This is a genomic window from Candidatus Arsenophonus phytopathogenicus (genome assembly GCF_056113345.1).
Genome location: NZ_JBUIOB010000017.1, coordinates 277,679 through 296,283 on the forward strand (window position 1 = coordinate 277,679; position 18,605 = coordinate 296,283).

Here is an 18,605-nt window from a genome sequence, read left to right on the forward strand (position 1 = left end):
TAGCCAGTGTTATGGTTATGATGGAGAACCGCTATTATCAAATAGCGTTTTTAGGTTGTTGTTGCGTCACACAATGAATACCACCACCGCCAATAGCGATGGTATCAATATTAACAGGAACAATTTTATGGTTGGGAAAACAGTCCGTTAATATTTCTACCGCGGCGCTATCAGCGTTTTGATCGCCAAATTCCGGAATTATCATTGCCTGATGACAAAGATAATAATTAACATAACTGGCAGCAAATTCAGGATAGCGCTGACGGTCAACTCTGACATTTTGCGGCGTATTTAATGTGGTTATATTTTTAATTTTATTCATCGCTATTAAGCTGTTTTGATGCTCTCTGGTAACGCGATAATCAAAAGAATAAGTATCGTTTTCCAGACTAATAATACTGTTGTAATTAATAAAACGAGCATAAAAATCGATATGGCCATCGGTAATATCATAACCTTTAATACCTTTTAACCAGATAATATCCGTCAATCCTAAATAGGTTTTTAACTGATATTCTATTTGCTGTCGCGTACAATTAGGATTACGATCACTATTTAAGATCGCACTTTCGGTAAATATTCCTACTCCTGAGCCATTAACTTCAATGCTGCCACCTTTAAGGTTAATATTTGCTTTAATTAATTGGCTTTCTGTGTAGTTCGCCATAATTGTGGCAACATGACGATAAAAATGATACCGCTGTTTATTGCCCCAACCATTAAAATTAAAATCGATAGCCACCAGCTGCCCTGAGCTTTTATCCAACACAAAATTAGCGCCACTATCCCTGATCCAGATATCATTAAGTGGTGCTTTAATATAGTTCACCGAGCTGCCAAGTAAATTCCAGGCAACAGGATAATTTTCAGGCGTAACCAATAAATTAACCAGTTCAAATTCTGCAATTGCTAATGCAATATCGGCTAAATTCTGCTGTAAGCTGGCAATTAATTTTTTTGGCCAAATAGTTGTAGACATGCCAAATGGCATCCAAGTGCAAGTATGTACATGCGATTCGTGCGGGAAATAATACATTCTTCACGCTATCCTATTAAAATAGTTTAACAAACAAGTAACTAGCTAAAATAAATCGCTATTTAACGTTAACCGGTGAAAAGCGCTTTATTTCTGGCTTTAAAATAGATAGAGTAATCGGTCTAAAAATTATTGTCTACTTATTTGGAGATCAATATGACTGAACAAACGGAAAAACAGCGCGCTAAGAAAAAACAGATCATTGCGGCAGCTATCCGCTGTTTTGTTGAAAAAGGCTTTCATGCCACTTCAACGGCGGAAATATGTCAAGCCGCTGGAATGAGTCCCGGAAATTTATTTCATTACTATCCAACTAAAAATGCCATTATTGAAGCTATTGCCTTACAAGATCAGGCCAATTTTGCCACACTACTACAAATCGAACAGGTCACCGATTCGACCATCGAAACTGTTATCACGATTATGACCAGACTGATACAACTTTATAATGAACCAACTTATGCCCGACTAAGCCTGGAAATTATTGCGGAAGCCAGTAGAAACCAGGCAATTAACAACACTTTTATTAAAAATGAAAAAATTGTCAGACAACGACTGGTTGATATTCTAAAGCATGGCGTCAGTAATGGCCAAATTGATCCAGAATTACCGATTGAAAATACTGCTTCCTGGCTGATGACCATCGCTGACGGTGCAATTGGTCGTGATCTTATGGAGCCAGAGTTCCATTTAGCTGATCGTTTAGGATCATTTATTTATATAATCAAAAAAATATTGATACCAATTAAATAGCGATTAATACCATAATTGTTATGTTGATAAAACCTAATAAGATATTCGCAAGCGAGGAGATGGCTTCGGTGATATATGGAGTTTAGATGGATAAATTGTTACTTAATTTAATAGGCTTTTGTAAATAAAAGGCTGCTTAAAATGTCTACCGATTAACAACAAATCGCGAATGCTAATAACTCAACTCCGTTGCATCCAATTACTTTAATTTGTCAGATTTTGGTAACTTTTGTTGCAGTGGTTCACAATAATGACCACTCATATCTTATAGCGCACTTGCAAATTTTTTATTTTATCAAACAGACAGATCAATTTTCCCAGGCACATCAGCAGGGGGTAAAACGGGGCTGTAAGCCCCCGTTCATCATTAATACTGCATGAAATATTGTTGGATTTTGTTTGGATCTTTCGTTTGTGTCAGCGCTAGCATAAGTAACACGCGGGATTTATAGGGGCTTAGCGTTGCGGAAGCAACGAAGCCGTATTTGTCATCATTAATTTTGCCATTACCAACGCCCGCACTGACAATGCCCTGATAGCCGTTGGCAATAAAGGTCTTGGCAGGAATGTCAGATGCATTAGCGTAATTGTAGACAATACCCACCTCTGGCAGTTGGGTTAGCTTGCTAACGTCGAACGATGTTTGGGTAGTGTGCTTTTGCACAGGCGTGCAGGTATAAATGACTTTGCTGTCGGCGATAGCCCCTAAAGCACCATAATGGATCGACTGAAACGCTTCCAAATTCTCCGAGTTCATCTTCGTCACATCCCGAGCATCAAGGATCTTATTATTCATCACAAGCAATACACCTCGCCCGGCGCTAGCCGGTGATGCTGCCGTCAGAATTGCACCATACAAATTTGCCGGTGCGTCAGAGCTAAGCTAAGTAACCGGACGCATTGCCCCTGTCAGCACAACAGGTTTCTCACACTTCACCCTCAGGTTTAGAAAATAGGCAGTTTCTTCAATGGCATCAGTACCGTGAGTAATAACAAAACCATCAGTATCCTGACACTGCGTGTTTATTTTATTCGCCAGCTTGAGCCATACAGAGGTATCCATATCTTGCGAACAGACATTAACCACCTGTTCGCCTTTAACATTGGCAACCTGCTTTATTTGTGGCACCAGTTCCAAGCGTTTATCGACTTTGATTGTTCCTTGAGTGTAACTGGCTTTGACCGGAGAATATCCGCTGCCTGCGATAGTCCCGCCGGTTGCCAGGACAGTAATATTGGGTAATGCCTGCGCTGCATAAGAGAAAGAAACGCCGATGGTCAGCGCCAAAAAGCTCATTTTCATTTTTACTTTCATTTTATGTACTCCTTAAACAACGAAATTGCCAGCGCATCATACAAGGATGCAAGCACAAGGAATGCCTTTTGAGATCAAATAATTAAGTGAAAAACGAGGAGAAACAACGGTTCTGTCACATTAAAAGAATTTGTTTAATAAAATAAAAGTTTGGATAGGGGGATGTAGAAACGCTGTGACTTTAATGCCCTTAAAATTGTGATGAAAAATCATTCATCACCAATCAACTCCTTGATAGAAAATAGCAAAAAGCCTCGCAAAAGCGAGGCTAATAATTTTTTTAACTTCACACTTGGCGGTAGTGACTCACCGATTCTTTTAACTTCACACTTATCATAAACGTGGCTGATAACCAAAAAGTTTTCAAGTGGGTATTACATTTATAAATAAAGGAGAACCCCTAATCACGGGGCTTACAGATTGAAATTTAACAAATAACTCTATGTATTTTTTAAAACGGAATATCATCATCGAAATCGATGGGTGGCTCAGCTGGTGTAGCTGGAGAAGTTTTACCGGAACGGGCAGCAGGCGCTGGCGCGTTACCACTAAAATGTTGAGTTGGTTGTGGCTGTTGTGGTTGCCCCCAACCACCCCCTGGATTACTTTGTGGCATACCTTCTTGTGAGCCACCACGCGCACCTAACATTTGCATGGTACCACCAATATTCACCACCACTTCGGTAGAGTAGCGATCCTGGCCATTTTGATCTTGCCATTTACGAGTTTGTAGTGAGCCTTCTATATAAACTTGTGAACCTTTACGCAAATATTCACCTGCCACTTCCGCCAGCTTGCCAAAGATCACAACGCGGTGCCATTCTGTTTTTTCCCGCATTTCACCATTTTGCTTATCACGCCAACTTTCAGAGGTTGCCAGAGTAAGATTCGCAACCGCACCACCATTTGGCATATAACGAATTTCAGGATCTTGTCCCAAGTTGCCGATAAGTATGACTTTGTTAATGCTTCTGCTGGCCATTCTCTACTCCTGATGAATTAATTTTTAATATTGCTAGTTTAACATGCTAACACGTTATTGAATATGCAAACCAAACCGTTGCCATTACGCTTTGCGAAACGCCTTAGAAAATTATACTGCAATATTGCTAAATTTTTTCAAGTTTGGCTATTAAATTGCAGAATATGACTCCCTATACTATACTGTATATTCATTCAGACAAAATTGTGTAATAATAAAAGTTTTATTTATTGTTTGAATATGTTCTCATCCGGGATGTAGTATATGGATAACATTGAAGTCAGAGGTGCGAGCACCCATAATTTAAAAAATATCAATTTAATTATTCCTCGCGATAAGTTAATTGTTATTACTGGGTTATCAGGTTCAGGAAAATCTTCTCTGGCATTTGATACCCTGTATGCAGAAGGTCAGCGCCGTTATGTTGAGTCACTGTCTGCCTATGCTCGGCAGTTTTTATCCTTAATGGAAAAACCGGATGTTGATCATATTGAAGGGCTGTCACCAGCCATTTCAATTGAACAGAAATCCACTTCACACAATCCACGTTCAACGGTAGGTACCATTACCGAAATCCATGATTATTTACGTTTGTTGTTTGCCCGTGTCGGCGAACCCCGCTGTCCAGATCACGATATTCCGTTAGCCTCCCAGACCGTTAGTCAGATGGTTGATAATGTCCTGGCTCTGCCGGAAGGTAAGCGACTAATGTTGCTAGCACCGGTAGTTAAAGAACGTAAAGGTGAACATATCAAGCTACTGGATAATCTGGCAGCCCAAGGTTATATTCGCGCCCGCATTGATGGTGAAGTATGCGATCTATCCGATCCACCTAAATTAGAACTACATAAAAAGCATACCATTGAAGTGGTGGTTGATCGTTTTAAAGTTCGTGCTGACCTGGCACAACGACTAGCTGAATCGTTTGAAACCACGCTTGAGTTATCAGGTGGTACTACAGTTATCGCTGATATGGATGACAACCAGGCAACCGAATTAGTTTTCTCCGCTAATTTTGCCTGCCCTGTCTGCGGTTATAGCATGAGCGAATTCAGAACCGCGCCTGTTTTCTTTTAACAATCCAGCAGGTGCCTGTAGTTCCTGTGATGGGCTCGGAGTACAACAATTTTTCGACCCAGAACGCGTGATCCAAAATGAGGAAATTTCTTTAGCTGGCGGGGCAATTCGTGGTTGGGAGCGCCGTAATTTTTATTATTTCCAGATGCTACAGTCGTTAGCTAAACACTATAAATTTGATGTTGAAGCCACGTTTAGTTCGTTAGAACCATCGATCAAGCAAATGATCTTATATGGTTCCGACAAAGAAGCGATTGAATTTAAATATCAAAACGATCGCGGCGATGTTACTGTCAGATGCCATCCTTTTGAAGGGGTGATCCATAATATGGAGCGTCGCTATAAAGAAACCGAGTCGATGGCGGTGCGCGAGGCGTTGGCAAAATATATCAATAATCGGCCATGTATTGCTTGCCATGGCACCCGCTTACGGCAAGAAGCCCGTTATGTATTTATTGAAAATACCAGCCTGCCTGAAATTTCCGATTTTAGTATCGGCCATGCGATGACATTTTTCCAAACATTGCAGCTCAGTGGGCAACGGGCACAAATTGCGAAAAAAATTCTGAAAGAAATTAACGATCGGTTAAAATTTTTGGTCAATGTGGGATTAAATTACCTGTCTCTTTCCCGCTCAGCTGAAACATTATCCGGTGGCGAAGCACAGCGCATTCGGCTGGCAAGCCAAATCGGTGCCGGTTTAGTTGGTGTCATGTATGTATTGGATGAGCCATCAATTGGTTTACATCAACGAGATAATGACCGGCTGTTACAGACCCTGTTGCATTTACGTAATTTAGGCAATACGGTTATAGTGGTGGAACATGATGAAGATGCGATCCGTGCTGCCGATCACATTATCGATATCGGCCCAGGCGCCGGCATACATGGAGGACGCATTGTTGCTCAAGGCAACCTGGACGATATTATTAGCAATCCAGATTCATTAACCGGTAAATACCTTAGCGGTGAACGCAAAATCGCCATCCCGCCCAAACGAGTAGCTATCGATGCAGAAAAAACCCTGAAACTGATTGGTGCACAAGGTAATAATCTAAAAAATGTCACGCTGGAGTTGCCTATTGGCTTATTTACCTGTATTACCGGCGTTTCCGGCTCAGGTAAATCAACTCTAATTAATGATACGTTATTTCCTATTGCTCAGCGTCAATTAAATAAAGCTACTAATGCCACTCCAGCATCTTACACCGATATCGAAGGTTTACAATATTTCGATAAAGTGATTGATATTGACCAAAGCCCGATTGGCAGAACGCCACGTTCCAATCCAGCCACCTACACTGGCGTATTTACGCCAGTACGTGAATTATTTGCCGGCGTACCCGAGTCTCGTGCGCGGGGTTATACACCAGGAAGGTTTAGTTTTAATGTCAAAGGCGGTCGCTGCGAAGCCTGCCAGGGTGATGGCGTGATCAAAGTTGAGATGCATTTTCTGCCCGATGTCTATGTTCCCTGTGATCACTGTAAGGGCAAACGCTATAATCGTGAAACGTTAGAGATCAGATATAAAGGTAAAAATATTCACGAAGTATTAGAAATGACCATTGAAGAAGCACGTGAATATTTTGCTGTGGTTCCAGCGTTAGCGCGTAAATTGCAAACATTGATCGACGTTGGGCTTTCCTATATTCGTTTAGGTCAATCCGCAACAACCTTATCGGGTGGTGAAGCACAACGGGTTAAGTTATCTCGCGAACTTTCCAAACGCAGTACCGGCCAAATGCTCTATATTTTGGATGAACCGACTACCGGTTTACATTTTGCTGATATTCAACAACTGTTGCATGTATTACATCAACTCCGTGATCAGGGCAATACTATTGTGATTATTGAACACAATTTAGATGTGATTAAGACCGCCGACTGGATCGTTGATCTGGGACCTGAAGGCGGTAGTGGTGGTGGTGAGATTTTATTTGCCGGTACACCCGAGCAGATAGTCAAATGTAAGCAATCACATACTGCTCAATTTTTAAAACCGATCCTAAAACGCGGTTACTAATCAGCAGTAATTTCCGCTATCAAAATTGAAAAATAGCCCGGCGTAGCTGCCGGGAAAAATATTTGATAATAAGAAATTCTTTTTTATGCTAGTTCCATGCTCATAATCGGTTTGGCTGCTGTTTTTGATGGCATAAATGCAAAAATTCTCCATCTATTCTATTATTAACAAAAAGTTAACGATAAGAACGAATTTTCAGCAAGAATAATCTTAGGCTGATTCTTTCTTCTTCACCTTATTTTTTTATCCACAGTTTCAAGTGTTAAATATAAACAGCGTCTTACTGCACAATTTTAGCAAACGCTATTATTACCGTGTTGCACTATCGCTAATTAAGTTGCTATTAGACTCTGTTAAAACAAAAATTACCTTGTTAAGTAATTGCGGTTTCTGGTCAAAAAATTAATAAATACTTTAGTTAACACCCACCAAAAGAGAGTGAAAAATGAACAATTTTGAAAAGCATGATTTAACTAATTTGGTTGGCAAACATCTCATATATACTTATGAAAACGGTTGGCAGCATGAAATTTACATAAAAAATGACAGCACCCTTAGATTATCGGGTCTATAGCGGCTCGGCAGTAACCGATGCGTGAAAGATCAATCTGCCTATATCGTACAGATCGGATAAAATATTTATAAAGCATCCTGGACAGAACCGACTGGCACGAGTATTAGTGTCATTTTAAATATTTTAATCCTATTGTTGCACTGTACCGCATTCTTTCCACGCTGGGTAATGGATGATCCACAAAAAACGGCATGTTTTCAAAATAACCATATAAATGAAATGGAAGCTTATCGTGCAGCTGGCCCAACCTATCCTATCGAAATAATGGATGAATTTGCCACTATTACTGCTGTAGATGATTGTGGCTTAAATAATGACAGCGTAATTTCCGATGCCACTAATGAACTAACAAAATAGCGCTATTAAACATTTCAATACGCCATTTACCGACTGATATGACAAAATATAATATTGATATTTAAAGTTCATCAATATGATAAATATCTTGTTAGCAAATGGCGATAATGAATTTAATAAAGAAAAATTATTAATCAATTAATGACCCGAATTAAAACAGTAATACATAAATAACGTGCCGCCTTTTTTGCTTATAGCTCCAGCGCGATAAAATTATTAAATTTTTGTTATTTTTTATCAATCAGTTCTATACTATCAGTTCACTAATTTTTAAGGAAAAAGTCAGCTTTTACTTTTTATACCGCCTTCCTTATTACACTGGATGCGAAAATGGTGAATGGGGTTGCAAATAATCATTAAGGAGTAACTGCCATGCTTAACATACTCTGCTCTATCTGTAGAGGGTAAGTATAAAATACTTTCACTGGTGATTTAAATTACAACTGTTTTTTCAGCGACTCAGAACCTGTTAAGAAGATGAAATAATGGTGTTGGTTATAGTTTGATTTCTACAAATCATACGAAAAAATTAAGGTACTGGGTCAATTAACCCAATAAATATTCTAACCAAAATAAAATTTACGAGAGCTATCAATTATGTTTGATAACCTTTTTTACCCCGATAATGAAAAAAGAGCGGTCAGACTGACAGAACTTGTCGCTGATAATTCCACTCCAGTCGGTAATATTTCACAGCTACATACTAAATACGAAATAGCAATAAATAACGCCAATGAGGCGATACGCAAGGCTTACAAGGTTGTTGGAACACCAATAAAATTTCATGATATCGATTTTGTTGCCGAGTCAAAAACGCACAAAATTTTAATTAGTGTCGCTGATGTTATTACGCCGATGCTTACATATGGCTTCGCTAACAAAGCATTATCGCTCGCAGCAAAATCATATCTTCTACAAACAAGGTCGTATCGGGGAAGGCGCCTTTATTAAACTGGTTGGTCTACCAAAATGGTTTAAGCTAGGCACTGTATTAGGTGGGATCGCAGCGGTTGTCTTGGTCTAAGGGATCCTGGATTCAGTCACTGGGGCGGTGCAACGGAAAAATTTGCAAGACAAAATTAAAGAGTCGATTGATTCCAGATTCCAATTAAAAAAAGCTGAACTGACGAATGACATTGTTATCAATAAATTGAATGTTGTTACTACATCAGTTTCAGTTGTCTTAGACTCCTTAGGATCCGATGTATCTAAAGAGCAGATCGACAAAATCATTAGTAATTCCATAAAACGAAACCAAGTTGAACTCGATGAAATCGACACTTTGACCAAAACCACCCTGGCTAAACTCGATAAATCCAGAGGCTCTTGGACCGATGAAGGCTAATTGGCTTAATCTGTATTAAATAGATGTTATTGAATAACAAACCTAATCGCACCATTTTATTGACTGAAACTGCAGTTCAGTTGATTGTCACGCTTATTGCGTTAACGAAAACCAAAGGTGCTCGAGATGTAATTTTGATAAAATTTAAGCTGCTATTGCCACTAACATAATAGCAAAAATTAACGCTTTTAAATTAAAAACGGCCAATTGAATGAGGTGAAAATGAGTTTTTGGAGTGATTTTGCTGATGGCTTTACCAGTGCTTACACAAAATATCTTCCTGGCTTATTTACTGGCTGATACCTATTTCCCAGATAACCCGGTTAGAGAAGCCAGAGCGCATGAAATAGCGGTAGATTGCCAAACCTATGCCAGTAAAAATGCACTATTGATTAAGGAGATCCAAAACAATGTTGTTGAGTTAAATAATCATCTTAAAGAATTGTACCAAAAAGAAATAAACGACGAAGAAATTAAATTTGAGAAATTCTCCTTTGACACATTAAATTTTGAGATACCAAAAATGCTCGCCCCTATCATTACCGCAAATATTGTTTCAGAGTCGATAACTGTTGGTGCAACAAGTGATTTAGTTTCTACAGGAGAAATAGGCGCAACGGCAATGGTTGAATTAGTTGGATTATCTGCCTCCTTCGAAATTGCTTCTATGGCAGCATCTGGCGGAGCTACTATCGGGGTTGTACTTGCTATCGGCTCTGTCGTTGGAAAGATTAAACGAGATAAATTGGCTATTCATGACGGCTATCAATCTCGATACAAACTTGCGAAAGCAGCCAATATCAATCATTCAATTTCTTCAATCGATAAAAGTAATCAATGCCAGTATTTCAGAATTAAAGGAGATCAAGGTACCTTTTGCCGCAATAGAAGAACGCATTTCTGTATTAATAGAAAAACAATTAAACAACATTAACGAAAATAGTCAATCATCGACAATAGTTGAACTACAAAATTTGGATGTAAACCGAGGCTCTTGGACAGACGAGGACGGATCTATTTAAATACCAAAATAATGTCTGTACAGATCTAGCAGCCTGTCACCTTAAGGAAAATTAAACTACCTGCATTAGTCGCTAGATAGACCTACTGCAATTAATTACTCTTTTCCTTTTGTTACACTATTTGTGACTATCACTTTTTTGCTATCACGGTTACCGGCCAAAAGGTCAGGTATGATCACTAGCAGGGTTATATCACCTTCAGTGATACTTTTTCGCAAAAATTTCAAATCTATTCCATTAAGATAATTCACTATTGCTGCCGCATTTGGATCTTTTAGCTTTTCATCTTTTATGTGTAATGGATGGGTATCACTGGCTTCGTTAATATACCCTGTAATAAGCTTTTCCCTAGTCAGGCAAAATACACTGCCACCGGTACAATTTTCTACTAGTTCTTAGCTATTCTTATACTAATATCAATGGACTCTTGAATAACTGAACGACAATCCCCTTCGGTTGCTTTACCAGCCGCTAAATCTTTCTCTAATTGCTGAAATTCTTTAATCGTAAGAGTAATTATTCTGCACCGCTATCCCCCCTATATCTGCACCACTATAGGTACTTTCTGCGGTTCATAAGGTAAGGGCTCCAACTAGGCCACTTATCACTCGGCTGATTAATGGGTATTAAGGTGTCTTAATGTCAAGAGTAAATGATGCATCAGGTGCTTTGTCTGCCGGTATAAAGGAAAGATATTGGTCCTGATCGATAGAATAACGGATACAAACGTCATCCTAATCATTATCTTGATAAGTATAATCTGGCAGGTATCCAATGCTACAGCTGAGGTAAGGATCCGTACAGTAAAGTATACATCTAGCGCATTTTATAAACCTACCCAGACAAATTTTTCACCCAGTTTTTGATTAATAACGGTAATATGCTTCCTGTGCAAATAATTATCATTGACTAATAGATTACTTTTAATATAGCGATGGTTACTGGCAGAAAGACGACCAAACATCAGAGGGGAAGCTAATGTGTAGGCCGTTTTCTCCAATTGAACAAATTGCGTAAACACAGCATCGATTTCACCAAACCAGCGCTGTTTTCCATTAATCTGATAATTAGGTTTTAGATTTTTGTTGACACTTGTATTCAGGCCACCGCCACTTGCCCTGACAACATACGCTTTAACCTTGTTACAATCCGGCGTTATTCGTTGTTCCATGATTATTGCTTTAGTTAATCACTTGTTTAGCTTTCAGGAACAGGTCACTGGTTTGCGTTGAGATAGTCGCCGCGCTATTTTCAAACCTTTTACTTAAAGTTCACCCTGAGCATTTTTTTGTAGTCAGAGATTATTATAAGCTGTAATTTTAGCGCTTTCACCTTGATTACTGATAACATTACTAAATAGATGAATATAATGTTTAGCCGTTACTTTACCTTGATTAATCAGGCTATCGCTTTCAAGTAATAGCTTTTGCTGAGATAAAATTTCACTGGTTGCCGGAATTATAATGGCTGGCGCTTTGGCGATTAAATGCCTGTTAGTGGTAATATGACCTAGCGTCAGTTCCCCTTTAGCAGAAACAAATAAATCACTTTCGCTGGTTTTAATATTATCCAGCTTAACTTCACTGTCTGGTTCGGTAGCAATGATTTTAATGCGATTAGCATAAATCCCACCAGGCTCTGTAATGTTAACCGCAAATTGGGGTTTTAGGCCCGGGCTAGTTATTTGAGAAACTATTCCAGTCTGATAGTCAATCGCATTCATGCCTAGCAGCAAGCTAATATTTTTGCTCAGAATACTGGCATTGATAGTAACAGTACGGCTGATCATTTCAGTATACTGTTGGCTACCACTATAGAGCCCTTTATTACGGATGGTAATATCACCTTTTTTCACCCTTAAATGAGCGAATTCGCCTCGTTAATTCAGTGTCGGCCGGCCGCTAGTTAAGGTTAATCCACCAATATTGCTGAAACGACAACCATCACAACTGATGCCATTAGGATTAGCGATGATCACATCCGCTTTCTTGCCTGCAATTTCCAACTTGCCATTTAGTTGGGAAGAAGATGAACCTGTTACTTCATTAATAATCAAAGTGGCCGTCTGTTCACCAAGCTGCCCATTTTTAGCCAGCTGTCCGGCTAGTTCACTTTTCGCTGGTTGGCTAGCATTGTTCAGCATGCACCTTGTGGCGGTACATTAAATTGCTGATATAGATTATGAGAAATACCCACCCGATTAGGTGCCGCTATATTGATGACAGCAATTTGATTTTTAACCGTTAGTTGAGTTTTTTCATCCGCTGGTTGGACAGTGGAACTGAAAACCGGTAACAGAGGATAACTGGCGATGAAATAAATTATGTTTCTGCTATAGCGAATCTTTTTATTTTTCATAGCATTACCTATATTTTATTTTTACATAAATATGTGGATGAAAGTTACCTCTTCAAAATAGAAAAGAAAAATTTAATAGGCAATATATAATAATCAATAATTTAATTAGCTATCAAAATATTAATAATTATTTTTTATTTGTAATTCAATATGTTAAATTTAATTAATACTATTTTATTTTTACTCCTAAAATTAAATCTGATTTTAATATTTTTATATTTAATAAATTAAAGCCAGTGATTAAATAATCACTGGCTTTAATAGAATTATTGATTGTAATTAAATTCAGTTAACGACTTACTGCTGCAAAACCCTGAGCAATACGTTGAACATTATGTTCATTAACACCCGCCATACAAATACGCCCAGTACTAACCAGATATATGGCAAATTCCTCACGTAGACGCTCAACCTGTTCTGCGCTAAAACCAGTGTAACTAAACATACCATGCTGCTTTAATAGGTGATCAAAGTTTTTTTCAGGTAACGCATTTCCCAAATTGCTAACGAGCATTTTCCGCATGGCAAAGATGCGCCGACGCATCGATTCTACCTCACTTAACCATTCAGCGCGTAATGTGTCATTTGTCAAAACATGTTCAACAATTTTTGCCTCATTTGATGGTGGGCTCGAGTAGAGACGACGCACACCCGCCTTTAGTTGGCTAAATACCCGCTCACACTCCGGTTGATTTTGACAAATAATCGATAGGCCGCCAACCCGATCACCATACAGACCAAAAATCTTGGAAAATGAATTACTGACAAATACCAGTAATCCGGCCTGAGCCATAGTGCGAATAGCATAAACATCCTCATCCATACTTTTAAATCCTTGATAAGCCATATCAAGAAAGGGAATAAGGCGCCGCTCTTTAGCCACTTTGGTTATTTGATCCAACTGTTGCGGTGTTAAATCAGAACCGGTTGGATTATGACAACATCGATGCATTAAGATAATGCTTTTTTCTGGCAGCTGTTTGAATGTTGCCAGCATTTCAGCAAATTTTATCCCTTTAGTCTCGGCATCAAAATAGGGGTAATAATGGACGTTAATTCCTGATCCCATGAAGATAGAAACATGATTTTCCCAAGTAGGATCACTACACCAAATCTCTGACTCAGGGAAATAACGATGTAAAAAATCGGATCCCAGCTTTAACGCCCCTGAGCCACTAATAGTCTGTACTGTTGCAATTCGTTGTTCTTTAATTAGTGGGCTGTCAGCGCCAAAAAGCAGGAAATTGATTAAGCTTGGTTTTCGCTTTACCGACAGTTCCAAGTTGGGGAGTATTACCCTTGGCGTCATAATAAAGGCCAATGCTAAGGTTAATTTTATTTTCACGCGGATCTTTATTAAATTCATCCATCAACGATAGGATAGGATCACCGGCAAAAGCATCAACATTCTTAAACACTTAAAATTCTCCCCACTATCATCATATCTATTTTTCTATTAAATAACCGACAACAAATTTATTTGTCCAGGTATTCCATTGCAACCCGTGAGGTTAGCTTGGTCAGTAATTCATAATCATTGACACCAGTATATGCCGCCACTTCTTCAACAGGCAATGGATCTCCCCATATAATTGCTTCATCGCCGACCTTATCGTTGGTTTCAATTCCTAAATCGACTGAAATCATATCCATGGAGACTCTACCTACAATAGGCACTTTGCGCCCATTTATTAATACTGGTGTGCCTGACGGGGCATTAAGGGGATAACCATCGCCATAGCCAATTGCCACTACACCAAGATTGGTATCCTGCTCACTAACCCAAACTCCACCATAACCGACCGGCTCTCCGGCTTTATGTTGACGAATAGCAATTAGATTAGATTTGAGGGTCATCGCTGGCAGGAGACCAAAATCTTTGCCTTGTTTACCTTCTTGTGGTGAAGCGCCATACATCATGATGCCAGGACGCACCCAATCAAAATGTGATGTCTGCCATAGTAGAATACCGGCAGATGCCGCGATCGATTTTTCTCCTGGTTTATCTTTTATAAAAGCATTAAAACAAGCCAATTGCTGCTCTGTCGCTGCGGGTAAACCAGGCTCATCAGCACGACTAAAATGACTCATAATATTGATAGGTTTTTGAATATTTTGACATGCCATCAAGCGCGTATAAGATATTTTCGCCTCTACAGGTCTGAACCCCAAACGGTGCATACCGGTATCAAGTTTCATCCAAACTTTTATCGGCTTTTCTAATTTAATCTGTTCTAATGTTTCAAGTTGTTCAATACTCTGTACAACAACATCAATCTCATGCCTGGTGATAATAGGTAATTCAGCTAGCTCAAAAAAACCTTCTAATAATAAGATGGGGTTGTTGATACCATTTTCACGTAATGCGATTGCTTCGCTAATACGAGCAACACCAAAGCTATCAGCCAGATCTTTAACTGTGTGCGCTGTTTCTAGTAAACCATGCCCATAAGCATTAGCTTTAACGACAGCAATTATGCGGCTATGAGGCGCAATTTCCCGAACTCGTTGTAAATTGTGACGCAGAGCGCGGCGGTGAATGACAGCGGTTGCCGCTTTCATTTTACTCTCCGTATTAACGTATTAAAATTAAATAGATAGATTATTCGTCGTGGTAGATTGGCCCAGCATAGTTATCAAAACGTGACCATTGTCCATTGAAAGTCAGACGTACTGTTCCAATCGGGCCATTACGCTGCTTACCGATAATAATTTCTGCTACCCCTTTAAGATCTGAATTATCGTTATAAACCTCATCTCGATAAATAAACATAATTAAATCGGCATCCTGCTCGATGGAGCCGGATTCCCGTAAATCTGAATTGACCGGTTTTTTATCCGCTCGTTGTTCCAGGCTACGATTAAGTTGTGACAATGCGATCACAGGCACTTGTAACTCTTTTGCCAATGATTTAAGCGAACGGGAAATTTCGGCAATCTCAAGTGTACGATTATCAGACAGGAAAGGAACTCGCATAAGCTGAAGATAATCGATCATAATTAGACTTAAACCACCATGTTCACGGTAAACCCGGCGAGCACGTGAACGAACTTCTGTCGGCGTTAACCCAGCAGAGTCATCAATATACATATTGCGTTTTTCCATCAACAACCCCATGGTACTGGAAATACGCGCCCAATCTTCGTCATCAAGTTGGCCAGTTCGAATACGAGTTTGATCAACACGCGATAAAGAAGCTAACATACGCATCATGATTTGATTAGCCGGCATTTCCAAACTAAAAATCAAAACCGGTTTTTCTTCTATCATGGCCGCATGTTCACATAAATTCATCGCAAAAGTGGTTTTACCCATAGAAGGACGAGCTGCTACGATAATCAGATCAGAGTTTTGTAATCCTGCCGTTTTTCGATCCAGATCCTGGTAACCGGTAGAGACACCGGTTACGCCATCATGAGGCTTCTGATATAACTGTTCAATTTTTTCCACCGTATCAGACAGGATCTCTTCAATCCCTTTCGGACCGTCATCTTTATTAGCACGAGTTTCTGCAATTTGAAAAACACGTGATTCAGCTAAATCCAGTAACTCTTCGCTGCTGCGACCTTGAGGATCATAACCCGCATCAGCAATCTCATTTGCCACCGCAATCATGTCACGAACAACAGCACGTTCGCGCACAATATCTGCATAAGCGTTAATGTTGGCAGCACTTGGGGTATTTTTGGCTAATTCTGCTAAATAGGCAAAACCACCGACGCTATCCAATTCGCCTTGCTGCTCTAACGATTCAGATAAAGTAATTAAATCAATTGGTCTACTCTGTTCAAGCAGACGTTGCATTTCAGCAAAAATTGTGCGGTGTGGTCGGCTAAAAAAATCTGCGTTGGTCACGCGTTCTGAGACATGATCCCAACGCTCGTTATCCAACATTAATCCACCCAGTACCGATTGCTCAGCTTCTAAGGAGTGAGGTGGCATTTTTAGCCCATCTATTTGACGATCTTTCTGACCAATAAATACGGTTTCTGCGGAATACTTCTTCGCCATAGCACTTTCTTTACCCATTAATCAATAGAGTCGCTCATTAGTATATGCTATTTACTGCTATTTCGTGACAATTTGATCATTTAATGTGAGATAAAACCTCAACGATTCTTCACTGTTATCTTTTACAGAAAATCTGAAAATGTTGCAATGTTCCTCAATCAAATCATAGCAAAATATTGGCAATAAATCTGAACTTTCCGAAAAATATTGCAATCATTGCTAATAAGCGACTAGTTAAACATAACCATTAACCAACTGCACTTTCAGATTGTTTTATTCGCGAATATTTATATAGTTTATTAATTCTTTAATAAGGAAACCTTTTAATTAAACGGAGTTTAATTGCTATGAATAGTTATCAAGAGATCAATACATTTATTAATCATGTTTATGGCGAAAACCGCTTTTCTAATGATGAATTTCAAACTATTTTTCATTATGCCAATCATAAATTTAACACTCTTCTGACACAATTTGATAAAAATTAGGAATTAGCCGATTTTCAGCAATCAATTAGTCATACTGTACAATTGATGCAAAACAGTCTGGAAAAAATTGGCCAAAACGGGGACATAAAATGCGAACAAAAAAATAAAATAAAAGTCGCTTTTATTAGTCAAATGCTCTATTTATTCGCTAATTTTGATCGCGCTTTTAGTTCTCTTTAATTAAACGCGCCCCAGGTATTGCATAGATAAAATACCTGGGTTAGTCAATTATTTACCGGTAATAAACTCAAGTGCTTGCTTAACCACGGTTACATCGGCGCCTTTTTTATGGGCATTTTCACTCAAATGACGGCGCCACTGGCGAGCGCCCGGAATAGCTTGAAATATTCCCAACATATGACGAGTAATATGACCTAAATAAGTTCCCTGTTTCAACTCTCGCTCAATATAAGGATACATTGCTTGTACTGCGACAATCGGATCAATAACTAGGTTACTTTGGTCAAAAAATTCAACATCAACCTGAGTTAATAATGCAGGATTTTGATAAGCTTCTCGCGCTATCATAACACCATCAAGATGGTGTAAATGCTGTTTAGCCTGATTAATGCTTTTGATACCTCCATTAACCACAATGGTTAACTGAGGAAAATCTTTTTTCAATTGATAAACGCGTGAATAGTCTAAAGGTGGTATTTCCCTATTCTGTTTTGGACTTAACCCCGATAGCCAAGCTTTACGAGCATGAATGATAAATAAACCACATTGACTCTCTGCCACAATTTTATCAATAAAATCGGTTAAAAAAGCATAACTATCGTCATCATCAACGCCAATACGGGTTTTTACTGTTATCGGGATCGTAGTAGCATCCTGCATTGCTTTTATACAATCCGCTACTAGTGCACCTTCACGCATCAAACATACACCAAAACGGCCATTTTGGACCCGATCTGAAGGACAGCCAATATTTAAATTAACCTCATCATAACCACTTTGCTGAGCCATTTTTGCACAATCGGCCAAGGCCGCAGGCTCATTACCACCCAACTGCAAAGCAACTGGATGTTCCTCTTCACTACAAGCCAGATAATCACCTTTACCATAAATAAGCGCACCAGTTGTCACCATTTCTGTATAAAGTAACGCTTCTTTAGTCAATAAACGGTGAAAATAACGGCAATGGCGATCTGTCCAATCAAGCATCGGTGCCACGCTAAAACGGTGGTGATTAAAATTGCCTGTCGATGCCATTAATTCGTTGCCCGGCGTTAATTCTGCATTAGTTGTGTTATCGTGCAT

Annotated in this window: 14 protein-coding genes and 4 pseudogenes; 6 read left to right on the forward strand and 12 right to left on the reverse strand. The window is 39.1% G+C overall.

Annotated features, from left to right (window positions below):
• Window positions 1–37: 37 nt before the first annotated feature.
• Complete coding sequence (locus AC01GB_RS04685; RefSeq protein ID WP_474450777.1) at window positions 38–1,036, reverse strand: agmatine deiminase family protein; 999 nt, start codon at window positions 1,034–1,036, stop codon at window positions 38–40.
• A gap of 156 nt (window positions 1,037–1,192) precedes the next feature.
• Here AC01GB_RS04685 and AC01GB_RS04690 point away from each other — a divergent pair, with 156 nt between their 5' ends.
• Complete coding sequence (locus AC01GB_RS04690; protein WP_474450779.1) at window positions 1,193–1,789, forward strand: TetR/AcrR family transcriptional regulator; 597 nt, start codon at window positions 1,193–1,195, stop codon at window positions 1,787–1,789.
• Window positions 1,790–2,156: 367 nt separating this feature from the next.
• On the opposite strand, the pseudogene AC01GB_RS04695 reads toward AC01GB_RS04690, so the two are convergent.
• Window positions 2,157–3,104, reverse strand: a pseudogene (locus tag AC01GB_RS04695) (type II asparaginase).
• A 451-nt stretch (window positions 3,105–3,555) separates the two neighbouring features.
• Complete coding sequence (locus tag AC01GB_RS04700) at window positions 3,556–4,086, reverse strand: single-stranded DNA-binding protein (protein WP_474450782.1); 531 nt, start codon at window positions 4,084–4,086, stop codon at window positions 3,556–3,558.
• Between the two features lie 264 nt (window positions 4,087–4,350).
• Here AC01GB_RS04700 and uvrA point away from each other — a divergent pair.
• From uvrA to AC01GB_RS04725, 5 genes and pseudogenes are all read left to right on the forward strand, one after another.
• Window positions 4,351–7,186: pseudogene (gene uvrA / locus AC01GB_RS04705) on the forward strand (excinuclease ABC subunit UvrA).
• 445 nt (window positions 7,187–7,631) lie between these two features.
• A pseudogene (locus AC01GB_RS04710) lies at window positions 7,632–8,117 on the forward strand (phenolic acid decarboxylase).
• A gap of 597 nt (window positions 8,118–8,714) precedes the next feature.
• Window positions 8,715–9,068: a hypothetical protein gene (locus AC01GB_RS04715; RefSeq protein WP_474450784.1), complete on the forward strand. Its 354-nt coding sequence runs from the start codon at window positions 8,715–8,717 to the stop codon at window positions 9,066–9,068.
• Between the two features lie 115 nt (window positions 9,069–9,183).
• Entirely contained in the window at window positions 9,184–9,462 is a 279-nt protein-coding gene (locus AC01GB_RS04720) for a hypothetical protein (RefSeq protein WP_474450785.1), read from the forward strand.
• A gap of 247 nt (window positions 9,463–9,709) precedes the next feature.
• Window positions 9,710–10,396, forward strand: a complete 687-nt coding sequence (locus AC01GB_RS04725; RefSeq protein WP_474450787.1) for a hypothetical protein — start codon at window positions 9,710–9,712, stop codon at window positions 10,394–10,396.
• A 183-nt stretch (window positions 10,397–10,579) separates the two neighbouring features.
• On the opposite strand, the gene AC01GB_RS04730 is transcribed toward AC01GB_RS04725, so the two are convergent.
• The 9 genes and pseudogenes from AC01GB_RS04730 to dusA all read right to left on the reverse strand — a co-directional run bounded on the left by AC01GB_RS04730 (window position 10,580) and on the right by dusA (window position 18,605).
• Window positions 10,580–10,711, reverse strand: a complete 132-nt coding sequence (locus AC01GB_RS04730; RefSeq protein WP_474450788.1) for a hypothetical protein — start codon at window positions 10,709–10,711, stop codon at window positions 10,580–10,582.
• Window positions 10,712–11,310: 599 nt separating this feature from the next.
• The gene (locus AC01GB_RS04735) at window positions 11,311–11,655 is read right to left on the reverse strand and encodes a hypothetical protein (RefSeq protein ID WP_474450790.1); all 345 of its coding nucleotides are present in this window, start codon (window positions 11,653–11,655) and stop codon (window positions 11,311–11,313) included.
• A 123-nt stretch (window positions 11,656–11,778) separates the two neighbouring features.
• Window positions 11,779–12,339, reverse strand: coding sequence for a hypothetical protein (locus tag AC01GB_RS04740; protein WP_474450792.1), 561 nt, complete (start codon window positions 12,337–12,339; stop codon window positions 11,779–11,781).
• A gap of 24 nt (window positions 12,340–12,363) precedes the next feature.
• Window positions 12,364–12,627: a two-partner secretion domain-containing protein gene (locus AC01GB_RS04745; protein ID WP_474450794.1), complete on the reverse strand. Its 264-nt coding sequence runs from the start codon at window positions 12,625–12,627 to the stop codon at window positions 12,364–12,366.
• Window positions 12,621–12,842: a hypothetical protein gene (locus AC01GB_RS04750; protein ID WP_474450795.1), complete on the reverse strand. Its 222-nt coding sequence runs from the start codon at window positions 12,840–12,842 to the stop codon at window positions 12,621–12,623. The genes AC01GB_RS04745 and AC01GB_RS04750 overlap by 7 nt, the downstream gene beginning before the upstream one ends.
• A gap of 289 nt (window positions 12,843–13,131) precedes the next feature.
• Window positions 13,132–14,260: pseudogene (locus AC01GB_RS04755) on the reverse strand (amino acid aminotransferase).
• A gap of 58 nt (window positions 14,261–14,318) precedes the next feature.
• Window positions 14,319–15,404 carry an alanine racemase gene (gene alr, locus AC01GB_RS04760; RefSeq protein WP_474450797.1) on the reverse strand — a complete coding sequence of 362 codons (1,086 nt, stop codon included), beginning with the start codon at window positions 15,402–15,404 and terminating at the stop codon, window positions 14,319–14,321.
• A 40-nt stretch (window positions 15,405–15,444) separates the two neighbouring features.
• Window positions 15,445–16,854 (reverse strand): replicative DNA helicase, encoded by a 1,410-nt coding sequence (gene dnaB / locus AC01GB_RS04765; RefSeq protein ID WP_474452324.1) that lies wholly within the window; start codon window positions 16,852–16,854, stop codon window positions 15,445–15,447.
• Window positions 16,855–17,570: 716 nt separating this feature from the next.
• Window positions 17,571–18,605: a tRNA dihydrouridine(20/20a) synthase DusA gene (dusA, locus tag AC01GB_RS04770; protein WP_474450799.1), complete on the reverse strand. Its 1,035-nt coding sequence runs from the start codon at window positions 18,603–18,605 to the stop codon at window positions 17,571–17,573.